The organism is Streptomyces sp. NBC_01116 (assembly GCF_041435495.1).
Taxonomy (GTDB): domain Bacteria; phylum Actinomycetota; class Actinomycetes; order Streptomycetales; family Streptomycetaceae; genus Streptomyces.
The window spans coordinates 1047888-1070855 of record NZ_CP108644.1; the positions used below are offsets into that span (position 1 = coordinate 1047888).

A 22968-nucleotide genomic window follows, 5' to 3' on the forward strand; every position below is an offset into this window, starting at 1 on the left:
ACCCGATCCGCTCAGAAGAGGAAGTAACGCTGGGCCATGGGCAGTTCCGCCGCGGGCGCCGGCTCGACCGGGTCGCCGTCGATCGTGACGGCGAAGCTGTCGGGGTCGACGTGGACCTGCGGCACGGCGTCGTTCTCCCGCATGTCCGCCTTGGTGACCCCCCGGGTACTGGTGATCGGCACGAACCGCTTGTGCAGGGCGAGGCGTTCGGGCAGCCCGTCCTCGATCGCCGCGGCGGAGACGAAGTTGAACGAGCTGTGGGCGGCCGCGCGTCCCAGGGCGCCGAACATCGGCCGGGGCAGGACCGGCTGGGGCGTCGGGATGGAGGCGTTGGCGTCGCCCATCTGCGCGTACGCGATCTGGCCGCCCTTGATGACGGTCTGCGGCTTCACGCCGAAGAACGCCGGGTCCCAGAGGACGAGGTCGGCGAGCTTGCCGGTCTCCACGGAGCCGATCTCCCGGTCCAGTCCTTGGGCGACGGCCGGGTTGATGGTGTATTTGGCGACATAGCGACGGACCCGGTGGTTGTCGGCCCGTCCGTCCCCGGGCAGGGCTCCGCGCCGCTTCTTCATGACGTGGGCGGTCTGCCAGGTCCGCAGGACCACCTCGCCGATCCGCCCCATGGCCTGGGAGTCCGAGGAGATGATCGAGATGGCCCCGAGGTCGTGCAGGATGTCCTCGGCCGCGATGGTGGAGGGCCGGATCCGGGACTCCGCGAAGGCCAGGTCCTCGGGGACGGCGGGGTTCAGGTGGTGGCAGACCATCAGCATGTCGAGGTGTTCCTCGATGGTGTTGACGGTGTGCGGCCGGGTGGGGTTGGTGGAGCTGGGCAGGACGTACGGCTCGGAGACCACGCCGATGATGTCGGGCGCGTGTCCGCCGCCCGCCCCCTCGGTGTGGTACGCGTGGATCGTCCGGCCGGCGATGGCGGCGAGGGTGTCGGCGACGAACCCGGCCTCGTTGAGGGTGTCCGTGTGGATGGCGAGCTGCGCGCCCGTCCGCTCGCAGACGGTGAGACAGGCGTCGATGACGGCGGGCGTCGCGCCCCAGTCCTCGTGGATCTTGAATCCCAGTGCGCCGCCGCGCAGTTGGGAGTGCATGGCCTCCTGCGACATCGTGTTGCCCTTGCCGAGCAGCCCGATGTTGACCGGGAAGGTCTCCAGCGCCTCGAACATCCGGGCCAGGTGCCAGGGCCCCGGGGTGACGGTGGTGGCCTTGCTGCCCTCGGCGGGGCCGGTGCCGCCGCCGACGAGGGTGGTGATGCCGCTGGAGAGCGCCTGGTCGATGAGGGTCGGCGAGATGAAGTGGACATGGGCGTCGACCGCTCCGGCCGTGAGCAGCTTCCCGTTGCCCGCGATGATCTCGGTCTCCGGGCCGATCACCAGGTCGGGGTGGACGCCGTCCATGGTGTCCGGGTTCCCGGCCTTGCCGATGCCGGTGATCCGGCCGTCCCGGATGCCGATGTCGGCCTTGACGACGCCCCAGTGGTCGATGACGACGGCCCCGGTGATGACGGTGTCGGGCGCGCCCTCGGCGCGGGTGGTGCGGGCCTGGCCCATCGACTCCCGGATCACCTTGCCGCCGCCGAACACCGCCTCGTCGCCCGCGTGTCCGGGGCCGCCCGAGCGGTCCTCCTCGATCTCGACGAGCAGGTCCGTGTCGGCCAGCCGGATCCGGTCGCCCGTGGTGGGCCCGAACAGGTCGGCGTACACGGATCTCTTGAGGTCAGGCATCGAGGGCACCTCCGGATTCGCCGCGCAGGCCGGGGACGACGCGGCGGCCGGCGAGGGGGACGAGTTCGACATCGACGGGGATGCCGGGTTCGAAGCGGACCGCCGTGCCGGCGGCGATGTGCAGCCGCAGCCCGCGGGCGGCGGCGCGGTCGAAGCGCAGCCCGGGGTTGGCCTCGGCGAAGTGGTAGTGGGAGCCGACCTGGACGGGGCGGTCGGCGGCGTTGAGGACGGTGAGGCGGGTGACGGTCCGCCCCTCGTTGACGGGGATGTCCCCGTCCCCGTACAGGATCTCTCCGGGAATCATCCGCGCGGCCCCGTCAGACGATCGGGTCGTGGACGGTGACGAGCTTCGTGCCGTCCGGGAAGGTCGCCTCGACCTGGACGTCGTGGAGCATCTCGGGGATGCCTTCCATGACCTCGTCCCGGGTGAGCAACTTACGTCCGGAAACCATGAGTTCGGCGACGGTGCGGCCGTCCCGGGCACCTTCCAGCAGATGTGCGGTGATCAGGGCGACGGCCTCGGGGTGATTGAGCCGCAGCCCGCGTGTCCGGCGCTTCTCGGCCACGTCGGCGGCCACATGGATGAGCAGACGCTCCTGCTCGTGCGGGGTCAGTTGCACGCTTCCACCTCATCGTCTTCCGTCCGGCTCCGGCTCCGGACGCAGCGGGACCTTATCCCTGTTCAACAGTTCGTTGAACGAGGAACGGCCCCCTCGCGACCAGGCATTGCACGTTAGGGCGGAAGTTTTTCCGTTGCGTTAACTGATCTTTTGCGGGTTCATGGACATCAACCCGCACAACCCGTTCTCCAGCACTTCGGGGCGCACGTCCCCGAAGAGCGCCTCCTGCACGATGAAACCCTGTGCCGTGGCGATCATCGTGCGCGCCACGTCGTCGCCGGGCACATCGCTCGTCAGGATTCCGGCGGAACGGTAGGCGTCGACGAGCTTCGTCCAGGCGACGCGCATGGTGGCGTAACCGTCGTCGAGCAGCGCGGCGAGCCGTTCGTCGCGCAGCGTCTCGGACCAGAGCTGGACGACGAGCGCGGCGAAGGCCCGGCGCTCCAGCCCGTGCACCTCCCCCGCGAGCACCCCGCCGAGCACCCGGCCGAGCAGCGCGTCCGGAGTGGGCGGCGGCGCCATGCGGGAGGCCTCCTCGAAGGCGCCGCGGATGACGGCGAACGTCTCCTCGGTGATGGCCGCGATGATGTCCTCCTTACCGGGGAAGTAGCGGTAGACCGCCCCGGCGGACAGACCCGCCTCCTTGAGGACGTCCTGCATGGACGTGCCGTGGAATCCGTTGCGGGCGAAGCAGCGCGCCGCGCCGTCGAGGATCTGACGGCGGCGGGCGTCGAGGTGTTCCTGGGATACGCGAGCCATGACGCCAATCTAAAACGAACATTCCTTCTTGACAATCCCGGACGGCGTGCCGACAGTGGGGGCAGGACGCAAAACGAACGATCCTTCTCTGTGAATTCTCCGTCGCCGCACGAATCGAGGCCCCTCATGTCCACCGCACCCAACCGCCGCGCGGTGGCGGTGATCCTGCTGATCCCCCTGATGGTGACGCTCACCCTCTGGGCCTTCGCCTGGCCCGCCGCCCGGATCGCGCCGCACGACCTCCCGATCGGGGTCGCGGGCCCGGCACCGGCGGCCCAGCAGCTGGAACAGCGCTTCGAGCAGCGCGACGGCGCGTTCGAGGTGCACCGCTTCGACGACGAGGCGGCCGCCCGCACCGCGATCGAGGACCGGGTCGTATACGGAGCCGTCGTCGTCACCCCGCAGGGGCCGCACCTGCTCACCGCCTCGGCGGCGAGCCCCGTCGTCTCCCAGCTGCTGCGCGAGGCCGTGACGGCGTCCGCGCCCGAGGACACGCCGGTCCGGGTCACCGATGTGGTCGCCGCGGCGCCCGGGGACCCGCGCGGCAGCGCACTCGGCGCGAGCGTCCTGCCGCTGGCCCTCGCGGGCATGGCGGCCGGAGCGGTCGTCACCCTGATGGGACTGCGCGGGGCGCGGGCCGCGGTGACCCTCGCCGGGTCGGCCGGACTGGTCGGCCTCGCCGCCGCCGCCGTGGCGCACAGCTGGCTCGGTGTGATCACGGGCGACTGGTGGACGGAGGCGGGAGCGATCGCGCTCACCGTGCTGGCCATCGGTTCGGCGGTGGCCGGGATCGCCGCCCTGTTCGGGCCGCGCGGCATCGGACTCGGCGCGCTGCTGATGGTCCTGCTGGGCAACCCCTTCTCCGGGGTCACGAGCGCACCGGAGTTGCTGCCCGAGCCCGTGGGCGCGATCGGCCAGTGGCTCCCGCCGGGCGCGGGCGGTTCACTGCTCCGCTCGGTCGCCTTCTTCGACGGGAGCGCGGCGGGCGGCGCCGTGCTGACGCTCTCGCTGTGGTCGCTGTTCGGCCTGGCGGCGGTGCTGTTCGCCCGCCGGGCGCCGACGGCGGCTCAGCCGGCCGAACCCGCGCGGGAGCCGGCCCTGACCGGCTGAGCGCCGGAACCACGTCGGCCGAGCCGGGTGCCCCTCCCTCGGGAGGGGCACCCGGCTTCGCGCTGTCCCCGGGGCCGTCGCGGTCTCAGCCGTCCCGGCCGTCGTGGGGGCGGTGCTCGGCGGCGATGCCGAACCTGCGCCGTTCGCCCTGAGCGGAGGACGCGGAGCCGATCGAGGAGACCGAGCTGATCACCTGCTCCTCGGCGGCGGACTCCTCCTCTTCGAGTCGTTGCAGGTCAGCTGCGGAAACCAGCGCGATGAGCGGCTTGCCGTGCCGCGTCACCACCACGCGTTCGCCGCCGTAGACAACGCGGTTGATCAGTTCGGCGAGCTCCGCCCGTGCTTGCGTCACCGGAATCTCGTAGGCCATAGTCCCCATCATAACCTTCTGTACGTCCTGTACATTTTTTACGGACGAACAGACGGATGGTCAGTTCCAGGAGAGAGGCACCGCCATGATCCGCCCCGACGCCCGCTACGTACTGCCGGAGTTCACCGAGCGCACCGCGACCGGAACCCGGACGCTGGACCCGTACTCCAAGCTGCTGTCCGAGCGGATCGTCTTCCTCGGGACCCCGGTCGACGACGTCGCCGCGAGCGACCTCATCGCCCAGTTCATGTATCTGGAGCACGCCGATCCGGACCGGCCCCTGTCGCTCTACATCAACTCCCCCGGCGGCACGTTCCAGGCGATGGCCGCGGTCTACGACACGATGCGGTTCCTCACCTGCGAGGTGGAGACCTTCTGCCTGGGGCAGGCGGGCTCGTACGCGGCGGCCCTGCTGGCGGCCGGGGCGAAGGGGCGCCGACATGCGCTGCCCGGCGCGCGGGTAGTCATCCAGCAGCCCGCGATGGAGGAGCCGATGCGGGGCCAGCCGTCCGACCTGGAGATCCACGCGCGCGAACTGGTGCGCACCCGCGAGATGTTCGCGGCCATGCTGGTCCGGGACACGGGCCGGACCGCGGAGCAGGTCACCGCCGACATCGAGCGCGACACCATCCTCGACGCCGAGGCCGCCCTCGCCTACGGGCTGGTCGACCACGTCGTGGAGAACCGCTGACTCTCCCGGCCGCCGTACGACGCGAGGTGAAACGCCGATGGAGCCAACCGATTTCCCACCCTTGCCCGCACTGACCCGCGCCGAGGGCGAGCTCGTCGACTGCTACCTGGCCGTGCTCGACCAGGTGGGCCGGATCAATCCGGCCCGCGGCAGCGACACCTACAGCGCGCTGCGGGCCGCCCAGGCCCTGGCCTCCCGGGCCGCGGCCCTGCGCGACGCCCTGGCCCTGATGCACGAGCGCGGCGAGTCGCGGATCCACGCCGCCACCCTGGCGCGGGCCCTGCGCGTCCTCGACGGGGAGCGCAGGGCGGGCCGGGTCGCGATGCCACCGCCCGTGAACTGACCGGCCCCGCGCACGGGGAGCGCCATACGGGAGCGGACCGGTCGGAGCCGCGCACGACACGCCCGGTCCCGGGACCGATTCTCCTCGCTCGTTCGGCGTAGACGATCACCCGCACGAGCGACGGCTCAACTTGCGTTCGGCGCGCGTTCCGTACTCGAAAAGCACGCTTTCGTCGCTGGTACGAGGGTGTGCGCCCGGCTCGCCGACGAGCGCGAATCCGACCTGTCCACCTGAATGGATCAGTGGTGAGGAGACTCACAAACCGCCGTTTCAGCTCGGAAATCCGGCACCGGGTGAGTCAAGATCCCTGGGACGACAAGCCCCCGCCACCGCGGCGGGGCGGTCCGGGCGGACGCCGAGTCCTGCCGCCGCCCGGATGACTGGTCGACAGGAGTGGATCGGCAGGAGTGGAGGACCCGAGCACAACGGGCCGACCGGGAGACCGGGAAGCCCTCGGGGTGAAGCCGCGTCAGCGGCCGGGCAACTTCGCCAGCCCGAACCCGACAGGTCATCCTTCACAGGCGGCTGACGAAGGGTTGCGCATGTCTGCGCAGGTTCATGTCCCGTCCCTGTTCGCCCGGGTCGGCACGGCCTCGGTACTCACCCTGGCCGTGACGTCCTCGATGCTGGCGCCCGGTCTGGTGAGCGACGCCGAGGCCGCCGGCCACGCGACGAAGGCGCTGAAGGTCGCCGCGTCGAAGAAGGGGGCTCCCTACAAGTACGGAGCGGCCGGTCCCAGCCGCTTCGACTGTTCGGGGCTGACGGCCTACTCGTTCAAGAAGGCCGGCAAGAAGCTCCCCCGCACGGCACAGCAGCAGTACAACAAGACCCGCCACATCGGGAAGTCGCAGCGCAAACGCGGCGACCTCGTCTTCTTCCATTCGGGGCGCAGCGTCTACCACGTGGGCATCTACGCCGGGGCCGGGAAGATCTGGCACTCCCCCAAATCGGGGGACGTGGTGCGACTGGCCAAAATCTGGTCCAAGAGCGTCTGGTACGGACGGGTCCGCTGACCCACCGACCGGACGCTCTTTCCGTGCGGGCGGCCCGGCCCTGCCTCGGGGCCGCCCACCACGCCCACCACGCCCTCAGCGCAGCAGGGGGCCGGTGACCAGCGCCAGTCCCAGACCGGTGAGCGCCACCCCGCTGCCGCCCTCGATGGCGCGGGCGGTACGCGGGCGGCGCAGCCACCGGCCCAGCCGGTCCACGAGCAGGGCGACGGCCGGGAACCAGATCAGCGCCAGCACCACCACCAGGGCCGCGAGCAGCAGGGTCCTGGGCAGCGGCGGCTGACCGTGGGGCACGAACTGCGGCAGCAGGCTGAGGAAGAGGACCGGGGCCTTCGGGTTGAGCGCGTTGGTCAGGAACCCCTGGCGCAGCGCGCGTCCGAACTCCCTGGGCACGGGCCGCCCCGGATCGCCCTCCCGTGTGCCGGAGGGCGATCCGGAGCTGTCCGGCGAGGGCCGGCGGCGGATCGCGTACAACGCGCTGATCCCGAGCCAGAGCACGTACACGCCGCCGAGCAGCTGGACGGTGCGGAAGAGCACCGGCATGGTCACCAGCACCGCGGCGAGCCCGGCGACCGCCAGCGCGGTGTGCACCAGCAGCCCTCCGGCGACGCCGAGCGCGGTGGCCAGGCCGGCGGTGCGCGATGCCAGGGCGTTGCGTACGACGACGGTGAAATCGGCGCCGGGCAGCGCGACCATGCCGGCGGCGACCCCGGTGAAGGCGATCAGTTGTGCGTCCATGGGTCCACCTTGGACCGACGCAGCCTTTAGCGTGTACTTGCAATCTTCTGGGTCTGCCTAAAGGAACGCTTTCATGTACGACCCGACACGGCTCGCGGCCCTCGTGGCGGTCGCGGAGGCCGGATCGATCACCCGGGCCGCCGCCCGCCTGGGCTACACCGCGCCCGCGCTCTCCCAGCAGCTGGCCAAACTGGAGCGGGAGGCCGGGGCGGCGCTGCTGGTGCGCCACCACCGCGGGGCGCGGCTGACGGCGGCGGGCGAGCTGCTGGCGGGCCGGGCCCGGCGGGTCCTGGACGAGCTGGACCAGGCGCGGCACGAGCTGGCGCGACTGGCCGGGCTCTCGGGCGGCAGACTGCGGGTGGGCACGTTCACAACGGCCGGGATCCATCTGCTGCCGCCGGTCCTGAGCGCGTTCCGGCGGGCCCATCCGGACGTCGAGCTGGCCGTCGCCGACTACGAACCGCCCGGCGGGATCGCGGCGGTGGTCGCGGGCGAGGTGGACCTCGCCCTGACCCACGCGTACGAACCGGCGGCGGCCGAGCCCCCGTCGGCGGGCGTTCTCGTCGAACCCCTGCTGGTCGAGGAGCTGGTGCTGGTCACCTCGGTGGGCCATCGGCTCTCCGAGGGCACCGGGCGGCTTCCGGTCGGCGAGCTGGCGGGGCGGCCGCTGATCAGCAGCGCGCCCTCCCATCCGCCCCGGCGCGGGGTCGAGAACGCGCTCGCCGAGGCCGGGGCGACGCCCGCCGTGGTCTGCGAGTCGCCCGGATACGCGCTGGTGTGCGCGCTGGTCAGCGCGGGTCTCGGGGTGGCGGTGGTGCCGGAGATGGTCGCCTCGATGGCGGCGGCCCCGCTGTCGGTCCGGCGGCTGGAGCCCGCTTCGTTCCGCCGGACCATCTCGGTCGTGCACCGGGGCGACCGGTCGACCGCCGCGGCGGCGACGCTGCTCGCGCTGCTGCGCGGCGGCTTCGGCCGCGGGAGCACGGCTCCGGCCCGATGAGCTTCACCGCGGGGTCAGCCCTGGACCGGGACGACCCAGGGGAGGGCGATCCAGACCGTCTTGCCGCCCTCGGCGGTCGGGGTCACCTGGACCCGCCCACCACGCTCCTTGGCCAGCGCCCGGATGATGACCATGCCGCGGCCGTTGTCCTGCCGTACGGCGGCGGGCAACCGCTGGGGCCAGCGGGGGTGACTGTCCGTGACGCCGAGGTACAGCTCCTCGTCGCGTTCGAGGCGCAGGTCCACGGTGAAGGTGGGCGACTGGCCGAACGTGTGCTGGACCGCGTTGGTGGCCAGCTCCGAGACGATCAGCCGGATGGTGTCGGCGAAGTCGGTGTCCTCGGACAGGCCCCACTGGACCAGGGTCCTGGCGACATGTCTGCGGGCCGATGAGACCGAGACCGGATCGGTCGGCAGCGTGACGGTTGCTTCCTGATGGTCTGCCATGGCGACGCCGTCCCTTTCCCGCCCTGGCCGACCGGCGGCCGGCCAGGATTGTGCTTCGCGCCAGATTGCCATTGATGCAGCTCCCTGTAACGACGTTCGGCCAAGATATGCATATATCTGTCGCTCGAAGCGGTGAATTCGGGACCCGTGCGGCGTGGACGGGCGGCACACTGACCCCTCTGCGGGCCGGCTCCGGTGACGGACCGGCCCTTCCCGACAGCAGAAGGAGACCGGCATGCTGCACGGCCCCGTCGTCCGACGCCGCAAGCTCGGTGAGGAGCTGCGGAGTCTGCGCCACACCTCCGGGCTGACCAGCCGGGACGCGGCGCGGCTGCTCGGCTGGCACCAGTCGAAGGTGAGCCGCATCGAGACGGGCGCGAGCGGGGTGACGCCCGCCGACGTGGCACGGCTGCTGGACGTCTACGCGGTGCGCGACACCCAGCTGCGCTCCCTGCTCGAAGTCCTCGCGGGGTCGGCGGGCGGCGGCGGTTCGGGCTGGTGGCACGCCTACCGGGGGTTGATCCCGCCGCAGTACCGCGATTTCATCAGCCTGGAGTCGCAGGCCAGTACGGTCCGGACGCTGGAGACCTCGGTGGTGCCGGGACTGCTCCAGACCGCGGGATACGCGCGGGCCGTGACCCGTGCCTCGCTGGACGGGTTACCGGACGGCAGGCTCGACTCCCTGGTCGAGGTCCGGTTGACCCGCCAGCGGGTGCTGCGCGGGAGTCCGCCGCTGCGCTTCACCGCCGTGCTGGACGAGGCGGTGCTCCACCGTGAGGTGGGTGGACCGGAGGTGATGGGGGACCAACTGCATCACCTGACCCAGGTTGCTCAACTGCCGCATGTGCAGCTTCAGTTACTGCCGTTCTCGGTGGGTGGATACGTCGGACTCACGGGCCCTTTTGTTATCTTCTCCTTTCCGAACATTTCTGATCTGGATGTGGTCGTTCTTGACCACTTGACGAGTAGCCTCTATCTGGAACGGAAAGAAGACCTTGACGCGTACAGCTCGGCCTTCCGTTCCTTGCAGGCGCACGCGCTGTCACCAGAACGCTCGCTGGACCTCATCACCGAGATCAGACGCAGCTAAGGGGCCGCCATGTCAGACCGTCCCGCACCGCCCGCCGCACCGGCGCCGTCCACCGCGCCGCCCGCGCCGCGGTGGCGGCGCAGCAGCCGCTCGACCGGGATGAACAACTGCGTGGAGACCGCCCTGTTGGGCGGCGCACTCCTCGCCGTACGCGATTCCAAGGACGTGCACCGGCCTCCGCTGCGCTTCTCGGCAGCGGCCTGGAGCACGTTCGTGGACGGGCTCGGCCCGCACGGAGCCGAGCCGGCGCGCTTCACCTGACCGGAGCGTCCGCCTGCCGGGGAGCGGTGGCGAGGACCGTGGCCACCGCGGTCGTGATCTGCTCCTCGGTCAGGTCGGCCCGCGCGGTCAGCCGCAGCCGCGAGACGCCGTCCGGTACCGACGGCGGGCGGAAGCAGCCCACCGCCATCCCGGCCGCGCGGCAGTCGGCCGCCCAGCGCACCGCCGCGTCCGCCGAGGGCGCCCGGACGGAGACGACGGCCGCGTCGGGCCGGACCGCCCTCAGCCCGGCGGCGGTGAGCCTGCCGTGCAGCGCGAGCGCCACCTCCCGGGCGCGGGAAGCCCGTTCGGGCTCCCGGCGCAGCACCCCGAGGGCGCCGAGCGCGCCGCCGGCCGCCGCCGGGGCGAGTCCGGTGTCGAAGATGAACGTACGGGCCGTGTTGACCAGGTGGTCGATGACCCGGGCGGGCCCCAGGACCGCTCCGCCCTGGCTGCCCAGCGACTTCGACAACGTGAGCGTGGCCACGATCCCGTCGCCGCCCGCCAGCCCGGCCGCGGCGAGCGCGCCGCGGCCGCCGTCGCCCAGCACGCCGAGGCCGTGGGCGTCGTCGACCAGCAGGGCGGCGTCTCCGGAGCGGCAGACCTCGGCCAGGGCGCGGAGCGGGGCGGCGTCGCCGTCGACGGAGAAGACCGAGTCGGTGACCGCGAGGACCCGCCCGTCGTGCCCCCGCAGGGCCTTCTCGAACGCCTCCGGTTCGGCGTGGGGCACGACGGCGGTCTCGGCGCGCGAGAGCCGGCAGCCGTCCACGATCGAGGCGTGGTTGCCCGCGTCGGAGACGATGAGGGAGCCGCGTCCGGTCAGCGCGGTCAGCGCGGCGAGATTGGCCGCGTACCCGGAGGAGAGCACGAGGGCCGCCTCGAAACCGCAGAACGCGGCGAGCTCCTGTTCCAGTCGGGCGTGCAGGGCGGTGGAGCCGGTGACCAGCCGGGACCCCGTCGCCCCCGCCCCCCAGCGCCGGGCCGCGCCGGCGGCGGCGGCCGTGACCTCCGGGTGCCGGGTGAGGCCCAGGTAGTCGTTGCTCGCGAGGTCCAGGAGCTCCGGCTCGGCGCCGCGCGGACGCAGGGTCCGTACGAGTCCGGCGGCGGCCCGGCTGCGGGCCTCGGCGTCGATCCAGTCGAACGGGGCGAAGGACATGGGGCGGTCCCTTGGGTAGGCGGGCCGTCGGCGGGCGGCTCCGCGGGGACGGCCCGGTACGGACGGTCCCTTTGTAGGCAGCCAACAGACCCTAACCGGGTGCGCAGCAGGTCAGGGTGTGGCAATACACACACCCGCGCCCGGGTCTCCTGTCTGGTTCCTCCTTGGCTGGAGGCGGTGCCGTAGGCCAGGATCATCTTTCATGGACCTGCTGAACACGCTGGTGGACAAGGGGCTGCGGCGCGAACTGCCGACCCGCGAAGAAGCGCTCGCCGTACTGGCGACCTCCGACGACGAGCTGCTCGACGTGGTGGCGGCCGCCGGGAAGGTGCGCCGTCAGTGGTTCGGGCGGCGCGTCAAGCTCAACTATCTGGTCAACCTGAAGTCGGGGCTCTGCCCCGAGGACTGCTCCTACTGCTCGCAGCGGCTCGGTTCGAAGGCCGGGATCCTCAAGTACACCTGGCTGAAGCCGGACGAGGCGTCCAGGGCCGCCGCCGCCGGAGTGGCGGGCGGCGCCAAGCGGGTCTGCCTGGTGGCGAGCGGGCGCGGTCCGACGGACCGGGACGTCGACCGGGTCTCGAAGACCATCGAGGCGATCAAGGAGGAGAACGAGGGCGTCGAGGTCTGCGCCTGCCTCGGGCTCCTCTCCGACGGGCAGGCCGACCGGCTGCGTTCGGCGGGCGCCGACGCGTACAACCACAACCTCAACACGTCCGAGGAGACGTACGGGGCCATCACCACCACCCACACGTACGCGGACCGGGTGGAGACCGTGCAGCAGGCCCAGGCCGCCGGGCTCTCGGCGTGTTCCGGGCTGATCGCCGGGATGGGCGAGAGCGACAAGGACCTGGTCGACGTCGTGTTCGCGCTGCGGGACCTGGACCCGGACTCGGTGCCGGTGAACTTCCTGATCCCGTTCGAGGGGACGCCGCTCGCCAAGGAGTGGAATCTCACCCCGCAGCGCTGCCTGCGCATTCTGGCGATGGTCCGCTTCGTCTGCCCCGACGTCGAGGTCCGGCTCGCGGGAGGCCGCGAGGTGCACCTGCGCTCGATGCAGCCGCTGGCGCTCCACTTGGTCAACTCCATCTTCCTGGGCGACTACCTGACGAGTGAGGGCCAGGCCGGCCAGACCGACCTGGACATGATCGCGGACGCCGGTTTCGAGGTGGAGGGCGCGGGCACGACGACGCTGCCGCGCCACCGGGCCGACGCCCTGAGCGGCGGCCGCGGGACGCAGGACGATGCCACGGCGGGGCCCGGCTGCGGGTCGCACGGGACCGCCGGAGCCGCGGGCTGCGGTTCCCACGGAGGCGGCGGTGGCTGCGGGCCGTGCGGCGGCCACGGGGAGCAGGAGCAGCAGCAGGTGGGCGGCGTCGGGGGCACCGGGGAGGGCGTGCCGGCCTCGCGTACGGAGGCGGCCGGAGCGGCGCGCACGGATCTGGTGGCCGTCCGCCGTCGGGGCGCGGGAACGGATCTCGCGCCCAATGCCTGAGCCGTACGCCCCCGCACTCCCCCTGTCCGCCGCGCCGAAGCCGTACGCGCCCGACGAACTGCGGGCCCTGGACCGGGCGCACGTCTGGCATCCGTACGGTCCGATGCCCGGCCGCCAGGAGCCGCTGATCGTGGAGTCGGCCTCCGGCGTACGACTCCGGCTCGCCGAACCCGTCGAGGGGCGGCGCGAGTTGGTGGACGGCATGTCCTCCTGGTGGTCGGCGGTGCACGGCTACAACCACCCGGTCCTCAACGAGGCCGCGCGGGGCCAGCTGGACCGTATGAGCCATGTGATGTTCGGCGGGCTCACCCATGAGCCCGCCGTCCGGCTGGCGACCCGGCTGGTGGAGATCACCCCCGGACCGCTCCAGCACGTCTTCCTCGCCGACTCGGGGTCCGTCTCCGTGGAGGTCGCGGTCAAGATGTGCCTCCAGTACTGGCGTTCGGCCGGGCGCCCGGCCAAGCAGCGGCTGCTGACCTGGCGCGGGGGCTACCACGGGGACACCTGGCAGCCGATGTCCGTGTGCGACCCGGAGGGCGGGATGCACGAGCTGTGGTCGGGGTCCCTGCCCCGCCAGGTCTTCGCCGACGCCCCGCCGGACGGCTTCGACGCGGAGCCGGACCCCGCCTACGTGACGCATCTGCGGGAGCTGATCGCCGAGCACGCCGACGAGCTCGCGGCGGTCATCGTGGAGCCGGTGGTGCAGGGGGCCGGCGGGATGCGGTTCCACTCCCCCGCCTATCTGCGGGTCCTGCGCGAGGCCTGCGACGAGCACGACGTCCTGCTGGTCCTCGACGAGATCGCGACCGGATTCGGGCGTACGGGCAAGCTGTTCGCCGCCGGGCACGCCGGGATCTCACCGGACGTCATGTGCGTCGGCAAGGCCCTGACCGGCGGTTACCTCACAATGGCGGCCACGCTGTGCACCACTCGGGTGGCCGAGGGCATCTCCAGCGGCGAGGTGCCGGTGCTGGCGCACGGACCGACGTTCATGGGCAATCCGCTGGCCGCGTCGGTGGCCTCCGCCTCCGTGGACCTGCTGCTCGGACAGGACTGGGAGGGCGAGGTGGCGCGGATCGGCGCGGGTCTGCGCTCCGGGCTCGCTCCCGCCGCGGACCTCTCCGGGGTGGTGGACGTGCGCGTCCTGGGGGCGATCGGGGTCGTCCAGCTCGATCACGAGGTGGACATGGCGGCGGCGACCCGTGCGGCCGTGCGCGAGGGCGTCTGGCTGCGGCCGTTCCGCGATCTCGTCTACACGATGCCGCCGTACGTCACGGGGGACGAGGACGTGGCCCGGATCTGCCGGGCCGTGTGCGCGGCAGCACGGGAGGGCTGAGCCGATATGTCGACGATCCTGGTGGTGTCCGGTACGGGCACGGAGATCGGCAAGACCGTGGTGACCGCCGCGGTGGCGGCCGCCGCGCGGGGCAGGCGGGTCGCGGTGCTCAAGCCCGCGCAGACCGGGCTCGCCCCCGGGGGGCCGGGCGACGCGGCGGAGGTCGCGCGCCTGGCGGGGGGCCAGGTGACCGCGGTCGAACTGGCCCGCTTTCCGGAGCCGTTGGCTCCGGCCACGGCGGCCCGGCGGGCAGGGCTCGTGCCCGTACGGCCGTTCGAGGTCGCCGAGGCCGCGGAGAAGCTGGCCACCGAGCACGACCTCGTCCTGGTGGAGGGGGCGGGCGGGCTGCTCGTGCGGTTCGACGACGAGGGCGGCACGCTCGCGGACGCTGCCCGTCTGCTGTCCGCTCCGGTGCTCGTGGTGGCCCCCGCGGGTCTGGGCACGCTGAACGCAACCGCGCTGACGGCCGAGGCGCTGCGAAGCCGGGGGCTGGACTGCCGGGGCGTCGTGATCGGCAGTATGCCGGCGGAGCCGGACCTCGCGTCCCGCTGCAACATCGAGGACCTGCCGGTGGCGGCCGGTGCACCGCTGCTCGGCGCGGTGCCGGCCGGCGCGGGTTCGCTGTCGGGCGCCGCCTTCGCGGCACGCGCGCCGGGCTGGCTGGCTCCGGAGCTCGGCGGGACCTGGGCGGTCACGCGCTGACGGGGCGGGCCGGGGCGGCCGGGCGGTCCTCGGTGATTCCCGTCCGAGCGGTCCTGGAGGATTCGCGTCCGGACGGTCCCTACGGATTCCCTTCGGGGCGATCCGGGGGAGAATCGTGGAGGAACGCCACGTCCGCTCCTCGAGCGTCACGACCACTCCTCGACGGAGGTCCGTCATGCGGCCGCGCAGCAGGAAGCTCCCCCGGGACGCCGTGCACCACCCGGTCTTCGCCCGCTTCTACGCCCGGGTGAGCGTGACCGCCGACCTGAAGGGCGGCATCGCCGCGTACCGCCAGGAGCTGCTGTCGGGGCTCTCCGGCCGGGTCATCGAGATCGGCGCGGGGAACGGGCTGAACTTCGCCCACTACCCCGGCGCCGTCTCGGAGGTGGTGGCACTGGAGCCGGAACGCTCGCTGCGGCAGCTCGCCGCCCGCTCCGCCCTGCGCGCGGAGGTGCCGGTGGACGTGGTGCCGGGGGCCGCCGAGGCGCTGCCGGTCAAGAGCGAGGCCTTCGACGGGGCGGTGGCCTCGCTGGTCCTGTGCACCGTACGGGATCTGCCCCGGGCGCTCGCGGAGATCAGGCGGGTCCTGCGGCCGGGCGGTGAACTGCGGTTCTTCGAGCACGGGACGGCTTCGGGCCGGGCGCTGGCCACGGCGCAGCGGGTGGCCGACCGGACCCTGTGGCCGCTGCTCTTCGGCGGCTGTCACACGGCCCGGGACCCGCTGGCCGCTATCGAGGCGGCGGGCTTCGAGATGGGCACGTACCGCAGGCTGCGGATTCCGGAGACGGGCCTCCAGATGCCCTCCTCCCCCTGCGTCCTGGGCGTGGCCCGCAAGCCGTTCACCGAGGACTGAGGGGGTGCGGGGCTCCGCCCGGCCTCACACGCTCCACTGCCGCAGCTCGTCGGCGATGGCACGCACGTCCGCCTTGCCCTGCTTCACCAGCAGCGCCAGATCGCGGACCTGCTCGGGCGAGGTGATGACCTTGAGCCCGGACGCGACGAGATAGCCGTACGCGACGGCCGAGGCGAACATCGCGTTGGAGTGTTCGAGTGCGGGCACGTGCAGCAGCAGCTGCAACAGGGCGGCCGCCCGCGCGTGCGGGTCGCTGTAGACGGCGCTGCCGAAGATCTCCGCGTCATGCCGGGCGACGGCGGCGACGAGCGCACCCCAGTCGGAGACCTGCGGGTCTCCGGGCGTCTTGTGCTCGGCGACCATCAGCAACCAGGAAAGGTCGATCCGAAGGTTCAACGGGTGCCTTCGCGCTCCGGGCCGAACTCCTCGGCGAACACCGACTCGTACTGCTTCATGAAGTCGGCCGCGGCCTCGACGAAGGTGTGTCCCACCTCGCCCGCGTCCTGCTGGACGAGTTCCTCTATGTAGCGGTTCACGCTCATCCCCCTCTGCAGCGCGCGCTGCCGCGCGGCCTCGGCGGTGGCCTCGTCCACTCGAACGTTCAGCTGGGTCTTGGGCACCCGACCACGCTAGCGCGGCCGTGCTAGCACCGGCAAGGGGAGCGCGGGGCCGGGGACGCGGGGCCCGGGGGCGCGGGGCGCCGCGCCCGGACTGTGGAACGCGATCGACGCCCCGTCACCCCTGATGGTGGGATGGCCGCCATGAACGATCTTTCGATACGGTCCGCGACTCCGGCCGATCTGGACGAGGTCCTCGCCTTCTGGAAGGTGGCCGCCGAGGGCACCAGCATCAGCGACGACGGTGACGGGGTCGCACGCCTGGTGGAACGCGACCCCGACGCCCTGATGCTGGCGGAGCGGGAGGGGGCGCTGGTGGGCACGGTCATCGTGGGCTTCGACGGCTGGCGCTGCCATCTCTACCGGCTCGCGGTCCACCCGGACCAGCGGCGCCGCGGTGTGGGCGGCGCCCTCCTGGCGGCGGCCGAGGAACGGTTCGTCGCGCTGGGCGGGCGGCGCGCCGACGCCATGGTCCTGGACCGCAACACGTCGGCCCACCATGCCTGGCGTGCGGCGGGTTACGAGCCCCAGCCGCAGTGGAGCCGCTGGGTGAAGCACCTGCCGGGCTGAGCGGTACGGCGGGAACCGGCCGCGACACCGCACGCCACGGCGCGGTGCGGCGGCTCCCGGCGCGGTGCGGCGGCATTCGGCACGGTTCGAGGGACATGGACGCGGTGGACGGGGCGCTGCTGGGCAGACGGCCTACGATGACCTGCCGTCCGTTACCCCCTGCCGAAAGGTGTGAGCGTCCGTCCATGGGCGAGCCCCCCGTAGCCGATGCCGCCGACACCGCGCGGTCCCCCCGCCCCTGCCCGATCATGGGACGGAGGTGAACCGATGATCGAAGTGCTGCTGCTGCTCGTCGCCCTGCTGCTCTGCGTCGCCTGCGGCGCGTTCGTCGCGGCGGAGTTCTCCCTGACCACAGTGGAGCGCGGCGAGCTCGAACGGGCCGTCGAACGGGGCGACCGGGGCGCCGCGAGCGCGCTCAAGGCCGTCCGGAGCCTCACCTTCCAGCTCTCGGGGGCCCAGCTCGGCATCACCGTCACCAATCTGGTGATCGGCATGCTCTCCGAGCCCTCCATCGCCAAGCTGATCCGCGGCCCCGCCGAGGCGGCGGGGCTGCCTCCCGCAGCCGCGTCCACCCTGGCGCTCGTCCTCGGTACGGCGCTGTCCACGGTGGTCCTGATGGTGGTCGGCGAACTGGTTCCGAAGAACTGGGCGATCTCCTCCCCGCTGGCCGTGGCCAGGGCGGTGGCCACACCGCAACGTGTGTTCACCGCGCTGTTCCGGCCCTTCATCAGCCACCTCAACAACACGGCCAACCGGATCGTGCGCCGCTCCGGTCTGGAGCCGACCGAGGAGCTGGCCTCCGCCCGCAGCCCGCAGGAGCTGGTGGCCCTGGCCCGGCACTCCGCGAAGGAGGGTGCGCTGGAGGCGGACACGGCCGAGCTCTTCGTCCGCACGCTGAACCTCTCGGAGCTGACCGCGGAGAACGTGATGACGCCGCGGGTGCAGGTGACCGCGCTGGAGCTGCACGCGACGGCCGAGGACGTCGCCAACGCCACCCGGGCGACCGGCCTGTCCCGCTTCCCCGTCTACCGGGGCAGCCTGGACACCGTGGTCGGCGTGGCCCACATCAAGGACGTGCTGGCGATCCCCGCCGACCGTCGGCCCCGCACCCGGGTCTCGGAACTGCTGCGCGAGCCCCTGCTCGTACCGGAGACGCTCACCGTGGACCGGCTGCTGGACCGGCTGTCCGGACGGCTCGCCATGGCCGTGGTGATCGACGAGTACGGCGGGACCGCAGGGGTCGCGACGCTGGAGGACATCGTGGAGGAGGTCGTCGGCGAGGTCCGCGACGAGCACGATCCGCACGAGACGCCGGACCTGGCCGCCGCCGGGGAGGACGCCGACGGGCGGACCCTGTGGTCGGCCGACGGGGCGGCGCGCACCGACCAGCTCCGCAGGATCGGTCTGCGGGTGCCGGACGGGCCCTACGAGACCCTCGCGGGTCTGGTCGCCGCCGAGATCGGACGGATCCCGACCGTGGACGACAGCGTCGAACTGGAGGGATGGCGGATCGACGTGGTCGACGCCTCGGGCCGCCGCGCCGCGCGGGCCCTGCTGCACGCCCCGCTGCCGGGGTCCGGCGACGAGCGGACGGAGGACGAGCGGTGATCGTTCTCCAGCTCTTCGTCGGCCTGCTGACCCTGGTGGCCAACGCCTTCTTCGTGGGCGCCGAATTCGCGCTCATCTCCGTGCGCCGCAGCCAGATCGAACCGGAGGCCGAGGCCGGGAACCGGCGGGCCCGCAGTGTCATCTGGGGGCTGGAGCACGTCTCCGCGCTGCTCGCCGCCGCCCAGCTCGGCATCACGCTCTGCACCCTGGTGCTGGGCATCGTCGCCGAACCGGCCATCGCGCATCTGCTGGAGCCGGCCTTCGACGCGGTGGGAGTGCCGCACGGGCTGGTCCACCCCCTGTCGTTCGTCATCGCGCTGAGCGTGGCCACCTATCTGCACATGCTCCTGGGCGAGATGGTGCCGAAGAACATCGCCCTGGCCGAACCGGCGCGGAGCGCCCTGCTGCTGGGCCCCCCGCTGGTGGCGATGGCCCGCGCCCTGCGGCCGGTCATCTTCGCGATCAACGCGTTCGCCAACACCCTGCTCAAGCTGTTGCGGGTGGAGACGAAGGACGAGGTCGCTGCGACGTTCTCGGACGACGAACTGGCCCGGCTGGTCCAGGACGCCGGGGACGCCGGGCTGGTCGACGACCGCTCCGCGCAACGCCTCCACCACGCCCTGGAGCTGGGCCGCCGGCCGGTGCGGGACGTGGTCATGCCGGTCGACCGCGTGCTGTACGCCAGGGTCGGCACCACCCCGGAGGAGCTGGAGCGGCTCTCGTCCGAGTCCGGGTTCTCCCGCTTCCCGGTGATGGACAGCGAGCAGCGCATCCTCGGCTATCTCCATGTGAAGGACGCCCTGGACGCGACGCCCCGGGACGTCCCCTTCCCGGTGACGGCGATGCGGCCGATCGCCCGTGTCCGGGCGGCGACTCCGCTGGACGACGTGCTCACCGCCCTGCGGCGCAGCCGGACCCATCTGGCGGCCGTTCTCGACGAGGACGACCGGCTGGCCGGCATGGTCACGATGGAGGACGTGCTCCGCGAACTCGTCGGACGGCCGGGGTCCCGGTGACCTGCTGGCCTCCTGGCCTACCGACCGGTACGCTCGTCGGGCCATGGAATTGAATGCCTCCTACACCAGTCTCGTCGCGGTCGGCGACTCGTTCACCGAGGGCATGTCGGACCTGCTCCCCGACGGCACCTACCGGGGCTGGGCCGACCTCCTCGCCGCCCGGCTCGCGGTCCGGTCCCCCGGTTTCCGGTACGCCAACCTCGCCGTACGCGGGAAACTCATCGGTCAGATCGTCGACGAGCAGGTGGAGGCGGCGGCCTCGCTCGGCGCCGATGTGGTCACCCTCGTCGGTGGGCTCAACGACACGCTGCGCCCGAAGTGCGACATGGGGATGGTCAGGGGGCGGCTCGAAGAGGCCGTGGAACGTCTCGCACCGACCTGCAAGCAGCTGGTGCTGATGCGCAGCCCCGGGCGGAGCGGGCCGGTGTTCGACCGGTTCCGCCCCCGGGTGGAGGCGCTGTTCGCCCTGATCGACGATCTGGCCGGGCAGCACGGCGCCGCGGTGGTGGACCTCTACTCCGCGCCCTCGATCGCCGATCCCCGGATGTGGGACGTCGACCGGCTCCATCTCGCCGCCGAAGGCCACCGGCGCGTGGCCGAGGCGGTCTGGCAGACCCTGGGGCTGCCGGCCGAACTGGACTGGCGTGCGCGGATGCCCGCGACCGCGCCGCCGCGCTGGGCGGCCCGGCGGACGGAGGACGTCCGCTTCGCCCGTCAGCACCTGGCCCCCTGGATCGGGCGGCGGCTCACCGGCCGCTCCTCCGGCGACGGGCGCTCGGGCGCCCAGTTCGACACCACGACGGGCCGGGCCTTCTGGATCACGCCGGCGGACCCGGAGAACCCGGGCCCGGTGACGGGGTGGCGCCGCGCCGTCTCCCCCGGCGCCGGGGTGGGCACCGCGGAGACCGGCTGAACCGGTCGTGCGGGCCGGCGCGCCCCCGGCTCCTTCGTAGCAAGCCACAAACCGGGGCGCGTCGCTGGCCTGCACGAACCGCCAGTAGAATCCCTTTACGTGACTGCTGTGTCTGCGAAGCCTCGCATCCCCAATGTCCTGGCCGGCCGCTACGCCTCCGCGGAGCTGGCCGTCCTCTGGTCCCCCGAGCAGAAGGTGAAGCTGGAGCGTCAGCTGTGGCTGGCGGTGCTGCGCGCTCAGAAGGACCTCGGGATCGAGGTGCCCGAAGCGGCGCTGGCCGACTACGAGCGTGTGCTGGACCAGGTGGACCTGGCCTCGATCGCCGAGCGCGAGAAGATCACCCGGCATGACGTGAAGGCCCGGATCGAGGAGTTCAACGCCCTCGCCGGTCATGAGCAGGTCCACAAGGGCATGACCTCCCGGGACCTGACGGAGAACGTCGAGCAGCTTCAGATCCGCCTCTCGCTGGAGCTGATGCGCGACCGCACCGTGGCCGTACTGGCCCGGCTCGGCAAACTCGCCGCGGAGTACCGCGAGCTCGTGATCGCCGGACGCTCGCACAACGTCGCCGCGCAGGCGACGACGCTGGGCAAGCGCTTCGCGACAGCGGCCGACGAGCTGCTGGTCGCCCACGGCCGGCTGGAGGACCTCCTCTCCCGCTACCCGCTGCGCGGGATCAAGGGCCCGGTCGGCACGGCGCAGGACATGCTGGACCTGCTCGGCGGCGACGCGGGCAAGCTCGCCGACCTGGAGCAGCGCATCGCCGGGCACCTCGGCTTCGCCGAGGCGTTCACCTCGGTCGGCCAGGTCTACCCCCGGTCGCTCGACTACGACGTGGTCACCGCCCTGGTGCAGCTCGCCGCTGCGCCCTCCTCGGTGGCGAAGACCGTCCGCCTGATGGCCGGCCACGAGCTGGTGACCGAGGGCTTCAAGCCCGGCCAGGTCGGCTCGTCCGCGATGCCGCACAAGATGAACACGCGCTCCTGCGAGCGGGTCAACGGTCTGATGGTGATCCTGCGCGGCTACGCCTCGATGACCGGCGAGCTGGCGGGCGACCAGTGGAACGAGGGCGACGTGTCCTGTTCCGTGGTCCGCCGGGTGGCGCTCCCGGACGCGTTCTTCGCGTTCGACGGTCTCCTGGAGACCTTCCTGACGGTGCTGGACGAATTCGGCGCGTTCCCCGCCGTCGTGGCACGCGAGCTGGACCGCTACCTCCCGTTCCTCGCCACCACCAAGGTGCTGATGGGCGCCGTACGGGCCGGAGTGGGCCGCGAGGTGGCGCACGAGGCGATCAAGGAGCACGCGGTCGCCTCCGCCCTCGCGATGCGGGAGCAGGGCGCCGAGCGCAACGAGCTGCTCGACAAGCTCGCCGCGGACGAGCGGATCCCGCTGGACCGCGCGCAGTTGGACGAGCTGATGGCCGACAAGCTCTCGTTCACGGGTGCCGCCGGCGACCAGGTGTCGTCGTTGGTCGCCCGGATCGAGAAGATCACCGAGCAGTACCCCGAGGCCGCGAAGTACACCCCCGGCTCGATCCTCTGACCGGCACCGCCCTCACCGCATGACCCCCGAAGAGCTGAGCGCCGCCCGTGACCGCATCGTCCCCGATGTGGCCGCGGGCGGTCTGCGTGTGCTCTTCTGCGGCATCAACCCGAGCCTGACGACGGCGGTGACGGGTCACCATTTCGCTCACCCAGGGAACCGGTTCTGGCCGGTCCTGCACCGCTCGGGCTTCACGCCCCGGCAGCTGCGTCCGTCGGAGCAGGCCGAGTTGCTCGGCCTCGGACTCGGCATCACCAACGTGGTGGCACGGGCCACGGCCCGGGCCGACGAGCTCGGCGCGGACGAGTTCCGGGAGGGCGGGGCCGCTCTGACGGCGAAGGTCGAACTGCTCGCGCCCCAGTGGCTCGCGGTGGTCGGCATCACCGCCTACCGCACGGCCTTCGGGGAACCCCGGGCCCGGATCGGCCCCCAGGCACGCACGGTCGGCGGCGCCCGCGTATGGGCTCTGCCCAACCCCAGCGGCCTCAACGCCCACTGGACGGTCCAGAGCATGGCCGAGGAGTACGCCCGCCTCCGGAACGCCGTCCTCACCCGGCCCCCGGCCGACCGGCCCCGCCCCGGCCAGGCCCCGCCCGGCTGAGCCGCTCCGCCCCGCGCCCCTCCAGCACGGCCTCCACCCTCGCCATGGGTATCCCGTTGCTCGCGGCGAGCACGGCCAGATGGCTGCGCGGTGTACGCGAGCCATGGGCTGCCTGGGCGTCGAGCAGAGCGCCGACGGTGCGCAGCGGTTCGGTGAGATGTGCGTAGGGCCTGCCCCCGATCGTGGCCGAACCGGCGGTCGGCCGGTCCAGGCCGAGGACGAGACGCATGGTCGTGGACTTGCCGGCGCCGTTGGGGCCGAGGAATCCGGTGATCCTGCCCGGTAGCACGCGAAAGCTGAGGCGGTCCACCGCACGGGTGGTTCCGTACTCCTTGGTGAGCTCGTGGACCTCGATGCTGGTCATGCCCTCAAGCCTGGCCGGTACGCCGGGCGGCCC

Annotated in this window: 27 protein-coding genes, 1 pseudogene and 1 riboswitch; of the genes and pseudogenes, 17 read left to right on the forward strand and 11 right to left on the reverse strand. The window is 72.4% G+C overall.

Annotated elements, in window-relative coordinates; all coding sequences use genetic code 11:
* Positions 1-11 precede the first annotated feature (11 nt).
* The 4 genes from OG245_RS04300 to OG245_RS04315 all read right to left on the reverse strand — a co-directional run bounded on the left by OG245_RS04300 (position 12) and on the right by OG245_RS04315 (position 3112).
* A complete protein-coding gene (locus OG245_RS04300; RefSeq protein ID WP_371622217.1) occupies positions 12-1733 on the reverse strand; it encodes an urease subunit alpha in 1722 nt (573 codons plus the stop codon).
* The gene (locus OG245_RS04305; RefSeq protein ID WP_371622218.1) at positions 1726-2037 is read right to left on the reverse strand and encodes an urease subunit beta; all 312 of its coding nucleotides are present in this window, start codon (positions 2035-2037) and stop codon (positions 1726-1728) included. Before OG245_RS04305 ends, OG245_RS04300 begins: the two co-directional genes overlap by 8 nt.
* A gap of 13 nt (positions 2038-2050) precedes the next feature.
* The gene (locus OG245_RS04310; RefSeq protein ID WP_371622219.1) at positions 2051-2353 is read right to left on the reverse strand and encodes an urease subunit gamma; all 303 of its coding nucleotides are present in this window, start codon (positions 2351-2353) and stop codon (positions 2051-2053) included.
* A 138-nt stretch (positions 2354-2491) separates the two neighbouring features.
* The gene (locus OG245_RS04315; RefSeq protein WP_371622220.1) at positions 2492-3112 is read right to left on the reverse strand and encodes a TetR/AcrR family transcriptional regulator; all 621 of its coding nucleotides are present in this window, start codon (positions 3110-3112) and stop codon (positions 2492-2494) included.
* Between the two features lie 126 nt (positions 3113-3238).
* Here OG245_RS04315 and OG245_RS04320 point away from each other — a divergent pair, with 126 nt between their 5' ends.
* Complete coding sequence (locus OG245_RS04320; protein ID WP_371622221.1) at positions 3239-4222, forward strand: ABC transporter permease; 984 nt, start codon at positions 3239-3241, stop codon at positions 4220-4222.
* Positions 4223-4307: 85 nt separating this feature from the next.
* Here OG245_RS04320 and OG245_RS04325 read toward each other — a convergent pair whose 3' ends face one another.
* Positions 4308-4592 (reverse strand): type II toxin-antitoxin system Phd/YefM family antitoxin, encoded by a 285-nt coding sequence (locus tag OG245_RS04325; protein ID WP_371622222.1) that lies wholly within the window; start codon positions 4590-4592, stop codon positions 4308-4310.
* An 85-nt stretch (positions 4593-4677) separates the two neighbouring features.
* On the opposite strand from OG245_RS04325, the gene OG245_RS04330 reads away from it, so the two are divergent.
* The 3 genes from OG245_RS04330 to OG245_RS04340 all read left to right on the forward strand — a co-directional run bounded on the left by OG245_RS04330 (position 4678) and on the right by OG245_RS04340 (position 6639).
* Complete coding sequence (locus tag OG245_RS04330; protein WP_371622223.1) at positions 4678-5283, forward strand: ATP-dependent Clp protease proteolytic subunit; 606 nt, start codon at positions 4678-4680, stop codon at positions 5281-5283.
* 37 nt (positions 5284-5320) lie between these two features.
* Positions 5321-5626 carry a hypothetical protein gene (locus tag OG245_RS04335; RefSeq protein ID WP_371622224.1) on the forward strand — a complete coding sequence of 102 codons (306 nt, stop codon included), beginning with the start codon at positions 5321-5323 and terminating at the stop codon, positions 5624-5626.
* 353 nt (positions 5627-5979) lie between these two features.
* A riboswitch (cyclic di-AMP (ydaO/yuaA leader) is annotated at positions 5980-6165 on the forward strand.
* 3 nt (positions 6166-6168) lie between these two features.
* Positions 6169-6639 carry a C40 family peptidase gene (locus OG245_RS04340; RefSeq protein ID WP_371622225.1) on the forward strand — a complete coding sequence of 157 codons (471 nt, stop codon included), beginning with the start codon at positions 6169-6171 and terminating at the stop codon, positions 6637-6639.
* Between the two features lie 75 nt (positions 6640-6714).
* Here OG245_RS04340 and OG245_RS04345 read toward each other — a convergent pair whose 3' ends face one another.
* Positions 6715-7374: a LysE family translocator gene (locus OG245_RS04345; RefSeq protein WP_371622226.1), complete on the reverse strand. Its 660-nt coding sequence runs from the start codon at positions 7372-7374 to the stop codon at positions 6715-6717.
* 73 nt (positions 7375-7447) lie between these two features.
* Here OG245_RS04345 and OG245_RS04350 point away from each other — a divergent pair, with 73 nt between their 5' ends.
* The gene (locus tag OG245_RS04350; RefSeq protein WP_371622227.1) at positions 7448-8371 is read left to right on the forward strand and encodes a LysR family transcriptional regulator; all 924 of its coding nucleotides are present in this window, start codon (positions 7448-7450) and stop codon (positions 8369-8371) included.
* A 14-nt stretch (positions 8372-8385) separates the two neighbouring features.
* Here OG245_RS04350 and OG245_RS04355 read toward each other — a convergent pair whose 3' ends face one another.
* On the reverse strand, positions 8386-8817 hold the full coding sequence (locus OG245_RS04355; protein WP_371622228.1) for an ATP-binding protein: 432 nt from the start codon (positions 8815-8817) through the stop codon (positions 8386-8388).
* 235 nt (positions 8818-9052) lie between these two features.
* Here OG245_RS04355 and OG245_RS04360 point away from each other — a divergent pair, with 235 nt between their 5' ends.
* Positions 9053-9907 carry a helix-turn-helix domain-containing protein gene (locus OG245_RS04360; protein WP_371622229.1) on the forward strand — a complete coding sequence of 285 codons (855 nt, stop codon included), beginning with the start codon at positions 9053-9055 and terminating at the stop codon, positions 9905-9907.
* A 9-nt stretch (positions 9908-9916) separates the two neighbouring features.
* Positions 9917-10168 (forward strand): DUF397 domain-containing protein, encoded by a 252-nt coding sequence (locus OG245_RS04365; RefSeq protein WP_371622230.1) that lies wholly within the window; start codon positions 9917-9919, stop codon positions 10166-10168.
* Here OG245_RS04365 and OG245_RS04370 read toward each other — a convergent pair.
* The gene (locus OG245_RS04370; protein WP_371622231.1) at positions 10161-11321 is read right to left on the reverse strand and encodes an 8-amino-7-oxononanoate synthase; all 1161 of its coding nucleotides are present in this window, start codon (positions 11319-11321) and stop codon (positions 10161-10163) included. The genes OG245_RS04365 and OG245_RS04370 overlap by 8 nt on opposite strands.
* A 202-nt stretch (positions 11322-11523) precedes the next feature.
* Between OG245_RS04370 and bioB the strand changes: the two genes are divergently transcribed.
* The 4 genes from bioB to OG245_RS04390 all read left to right on the forward strand — a co-directional run bounded on the left by bioB (position 11524) and on the right by OG245_RS04390 (position 15704).
* Positions 11524-12813 carry a biotin synthase BioB gene (gene bioB / locus OG245_RS04375; protein ID WP_371622232.1) on the forward strand — a complete coding sequence of 430 codons (1290 nt, stop codon included), beginning with the start codon at positions 11524-11526 and terminating at the stop codon, positions 12811-12813.
* On the forward strand, positions 12806-14149 hold the full coding sequence (locus OG245_RS04380) for an adenosylmethionine--8-amino-7-oxononanoate transaminase (protein WP_371622233.1): 1344 nt from the start codon (positions 12806-12808) through the stop codon (positions 14147-14149). Before bioB ends, OG245_RS04380 begins: the two co-directional genes overlap by 8 nt.
* Positions 14150-14155: 6 nt before the next feature.
* Complete coding sequence (gene bioD, locus OG245_RS04385) at positions 14156-14851, forward strand: dethiobiotin synthase (protein ID WP_371622234.1); 696 nt, start codon at positions 14156-14158, stop codon at positions 14849-14851.
* A gap of 175 nt (positions 14852-15026) precedes the next feature.
* Positions 15027-15704, forward strand: a complete 678-nt coding sequence (locus OG245_RS04390; RefSeq protein ID WP_371622235.1) for a class I SAM-dependent methyltransferase — start codon at positions 15027-15029, stop codon at positions 15702-15704.
* 24 nt (positions 15705-15728) lie between these two features.
* On the opposite strand, the gene OG245_RS04395 is transcribed toward OG245_RS04390, so the two are convergent.
* Both OG245_RS04395 and OG245_RS04400 read right to left on the reverse strand, forming a co-directional pair.
* Entirely contained in the window at positions 15729-16100 is a 372-nt protein-coding gene (locus tag OG245_RS04395; protein WP_371622236.1) for a fic family toxin-antitoxin system, toxin component, read from the reverse strand.
* Positions 16097-16324, reverse strand: coding sequence for a hypothetical protein (locus tag OG245_RS04400; RefSeq protein ID WP_010062312.1), 228 nt, complete (start codon positions 16322-16324; stop codon positions 16097-16099). Before OG245_RS04400 ends, OG245_RS04395 begins: the two co-directional genes overlap by 4 nt.
* Before the next feature lie 132 nt (positions 16325-16456).
* Between OG245_RS04400 and OG245_RS04405 the strand changes: the two genes are divergently transcribed.
* The 6 genes from OG245_RS04405 (at position 16457) to mug (ending at position 22571) form a co-directional block, all read left to right on the forward strand.
* Positions 16457-16891, forward strand: a complete 435-nt coding sequence (locus tag OG245_RS04405) for a GNAT family N-acetyltransferase (protein ID WP_371622237.1) — start codon at positions 16457-16459, stop codon at positions 16889-16891.
* A 267-nt stretch (positions 16892-17158) separates the two neighbouring features.
* Positions 17159-18499 (forward strand): hemolysin family protein, encoded by a 1341-nt coding sequence (locus OG245_RS04410; protein ID WP_371622238.1) that lies wholly within the window; start codon positions 17159-17161, stop codon positions 18497-18499.
* The gene (locus tag OG245_RS04415) at positions 18496-19515 is read left to right on the forward strand and encodes a hemolysin family protein (RefSeq protein ID WP_371622239.1); all 1020 of its coding nucleotides are present in this window, start codon (positions 18496-18498) and stop codon (positions 19513-19515) included. The genes OG245_RS04410 and OG245_RS04415 overlap by 4 nt, the downstream gene beginning before the upstream one ends.
* Before the next feature lie 43 nt (positions 19516-19558).
* Entirely contained in the window at positions 19559-20428 is an 870-nt protein-coding gene (locus OG245_RS04420; RefSeq protein ID WP_371622240.1) for an SGNH/GDSL hydrolase family protein, read from the forward strand.
* Positions 20429-20527: 99 nt separating this feature from the next.
* Positions 20528-21970, forward strand: coding sequence for an adenylosuccinate lyase (purB, locus tag OG245_RS04425; protein ID WP_371622241.1), 1443 nt, complete (start codon positions 20528-20530; stop codon positions 21968-21970).
* Between the two features lie 19 nt (positions 21971-21989).
* Complete coding sequence (gene mug / locus OG245_RS04430) at positions 21990-22571, forward strand: G/U mismatch-specific DNA glycosylase (RefSeq protein ID WP_371622242.1); 582 nt, start codon at positions 21990-21992, stop codon at positions 22569-22571.
* 10 nt (positions 22572-22581) lie between these two features.
* On the opposite strand, the pseudogene OG245_RS04435 reads toward mug, so the two are convergent.
* A pseudogene (locus OG245_RS04435) lies at positions 22582-22935 on the reverse strand (ATP-binding cassette domain-containing protein); the annotation flags it as partial.
* Positions 22936-22968 lie beyond the last annotated feature (33 nt).